Below are 370 nucleotides of genomic sequence, written 5' to 3'. Positions count from 1 at the left end.
CGCCACGGTAGCCCGAAAGTCGATGCCTTTTTTCTCTGCTTGCAGTTGGTAGCTACGGCTGAGCTGTGTGATGAAGCTTCGGATATCGAATGGGGAAGAGTTCAAGTCCAGTGAACCCGATTCAAACTTGGTGTAGTCGATAACGTCGTTGATCACTGTTTGCAGCCCCAGCACGCTCTCGTCCAGGGACTGAAGCAGGCCTCGCCCGTAAGGGGAAAGCGACTCATCGGCAAGCAGATCTGCCACGCCCACGATGCCATTGAGAGGGGTGCGAATCTCATGGCYCATCACAGCCATGAACTCCGATTTTGCCTTGCTGGCAGCCTGGGCCTTGCTGGCAGCCTTATCCAGGGCCTTGGCCTGCTCCTCT

General features: G+C 56.4%; 1 protein-coding gene. It reads right to left on the bottom strand.

Features of this window, described 5'->3' with window-relative positions:
* The coding region (locus B9T16_RS29565) for a sensor histidine kinase (protein ID WP_410246482.1) at positions 1–370 on the bottom strand (370 nt) is incomplete at both ends.

This window comes from Arthrospira sp. PCC 8006 (assembly GCF_046480465.1).
Lineage (GTDB): Bacteria > Cyanobacteriota > Cyanobacteriia > Cyanobacteriales > Microcoleaceae > Limnospira > Limnospira platensis.
Note: the sequence above shows the minus strand (reverse complement) of the source record. Positions and strands in the feature narration are given on the sequence as shown.